The organism is Chamaesiphon sp. OTE_20_metabat_361 (assembly GCF_031364565.1).
The window spans coordinates 1-2357 of record NZ_JANLWO010000741.1 but is presented as its reverse complement, the minus strand read 5'-3'; the positions used below and the strand labels follow the sequence as shown (position 1 = coordinate 2357).

Here is a 2357-nt window from a genome sequence, read left to right as displayed (position 1 = left end):
TTCCCGAACTCGGAGGTGAAACGCTCGCACGGCGACGATAGTTGGGGGGTTGCCCCCTGTCAAAATAGCTCGCTGCCAAGCTTAATCTTAAAAACAAACAAGCTCTTAACTTTACGGTTAAGAGCTTGTTTGTTTTTGTTTTTGTTTTTGTTTTTTGTTCCTCGATTTAATCATCATTGAGATTGATCTTAGTGGCATGAAGTAGCCCACTAAGGTAAAATCGATCCAATCATCACTGAATATTCCCGTACTAAATATGAGTTATAGAATCGACAGTCGTGCCTATGCTCAGACTTATGGGCCGACCACAGGGGATCGAGTCCGACTTGCCGATACAGAACTGCTCATCGAAATAGAGCGCGACTTCACTACTTATGGTGATGAGGTTAAATTTGGTGGTGGTAAAGTAATTCGGGATGGGATGGGACAATCGCCGATTTCTAATGCCGATGGTGCGGTAGATCTTGTAATTACTAATGCAGTGGTTCTGGACTGGTGGGGGATTGTGAAGGCGGATGTCGGAATTAAGGATGGGAAAATTTACAAGGTAGGGAAGGCGGGGAATCCTTGTATTCAGGATGATGTTGATATTATTATCGGCCCAGGTACCGAAATTATCGCTGGGGAGGGGTCTATTTTGACGGCGGGGGGCATCGATACTCATATCCATTTTATCTGTCCTCAACAGATTGAAGTGGCGATCGCATCTGGAATTACCACGATGATTGGTGGTGGAACGGGGCCAGCAGCCGGGACTCATGCGACGACTTGTACGCCTGGTGTCTGGAATATGCACCGGATGTTACAGGCAGCGGATGCGTTCCCGATGAATATTGGTTTGTTGGGGAAGGGGAATAGCTCTCAACCGCAGGGTTTGGTCGAGCAGGTCGAAGCAGGTGCGATCGGGTTAAAATTGCATGAAGATTGGGGGACTACGCCAGCGACGATCGATACTTGTTTGAATGTGGCAGACGAGTATGATGTTCAGGTGGCAATTCACACCGATACGCTCAATGAAGCGGGATTTGTGGAAACGACGATTGCGGCTTTTAAAGGGCGGACGATCCATACTTATCATACTGAAGGGGCTGGTGGTGGGCACGCACCAGATATCATTCGAGTTTGTGGGGAGGCAAATGTATTGCCTTCTTCGACTAATCCTACTCGTCCTTATACTATGAATACTCTGGACGAACATTTGGATATGTTAATGGTGTGTCACCATCTCAGTCCGAGTATTCCTGAAGATGTTGCTTTTGCTGAGTCTAGAATTAGAAGAGAAACGATCGCGGCTGAAGATATTCTCCACGATTTAGGTGCATTTAGTATGATTTCTTCTGATTCTCAAGCGATGGGGAGAATTGGGGAAACAATTATTCGGACTTGGCAAACCGCTCACAAAATGAAAGTGCAACGCGGTGGGTTGGCACAAGATAGTCAACCAGCCGATAATTTACGTGCCAAACGTTATATTGCTAAATATACAATCAATCCCGCAATTACGCATGGGATTAGTAATTATGTGGGTTCGATCGAGTCTGGTAAAATTGCCGATTTGTGCTTATGGAAACCTGCTTTTTTTGGTGTTAAACCAGAAACAGTAATTAAAGGTGGACTAATTGCCTGGGCGCAGATGGGCGATGCCAATGCAAGTATTCCTACGCCGCAGCCAGTACATATGCGACCGATGTTTGGCAGTTATGGTGGTGCGAGAACTAATACGGCTTTTACCTTTATGTCTCAGCTCGCGATCGAGCGTGATTTACCGCAGCAATTACAGTTACAAAAACAGGTGCTAGCTGTATCGGGGACGCGTCAGATTAGCAAGCGGGATATGAAGTTAAATGATGCGTTGCCTCAGATCGATGTTAATCCTGAGACTTATGAGGTGAGAGCTGATGGTGAATTGCTTACTTGTGAGCCTGCAACTGTTTTGCCGATGGCACAGCGTTATTTCTTGTTTTAGACATATTTTTATGTAGATCGATATCTTGCTGCCCAGTTATCATAACGAATCATGCGTGTCAAAGAATTAAAACTCCATAATTTTCGCGGGATTAAAGATCTGCCTTTAGTGTTTAATCCAGATCGTAATGGGGAGCATCCCACTTTTTATTTTCCCCAAGGACATAAACCTTATGTACTATTATGAGGGTTAAGGAATTTGTCAAAAATAGCAGCAGAATGACTCCGATCTTGAGATAATAATGTGAAACTACTCACACCCGTTCGTCAAATCTCGTTCTAAAACTGCCGTATTTAATCCAATACTGCTTGACCTGATGGTGGGGTGTATGTAGACTAGCAGTTGCTTGATACAAGACAACTTGACAACGATCGCCGATCCAAATTTTGCC

2 protein-coding genes and 1 pseudogene are annotated in these 2357 nt (G+C 44.8%); 2 read left to right on the top strand and 1 reads right to left on the bottom strand.

What is annotated here, in order from left to right; all coding sequences use genetic code 11:
- Positions 1-256: 256 nt before the first annotated feature.
- On the top strand, positions 257-1966 hold the full coding sequence (ureC, locus tag RMO35_RS21090; protein ID WP_309743951.1) for an urease subunit alpha: 1710 nt from the start codon (positions 257-259) through the stop codon (positions 1964-1966).
- Positions 1967-2017: 51 nt separating this feature from the next.
- Positions 2018-2152, top strand: a complete 135-nt coding sequence (locus RMO35_RS21085) for a hypothetical protein (protein WP_309743949.1) — start codon at positions 2018-2020, stop codon at positions 2150-2152.
- A 67-nt stretch (positions 2153-2219) separates the two neighbouring features.
- Here the strand turns inward: RMO35_RS21085 and RMO35_RS25435 are convergent.
- Positions 2220-2357: pseudogene (locus tag RMO35_RS25435) on the bottom strand (CpeR family transcriptional regulator); the annotation flags it as partial.

What these genes read in the sequence shown, in the direction of transcription:
- ureC (WP_309743951.1), top strand. Translation starts at nt 257, where the DNA reads ATGAGTTATAGAATCGACAGTCGTGCCTATGCTCAGACTTATGGGCCG.
- RMO35_RS21085 (WP_309743949.1), top strand. Translation starts at nt 2,018, where the DNA reads ATGCGTGTCAAAGAATTAAAACTCCATAATTTTCGCGGGATTAAAGAT.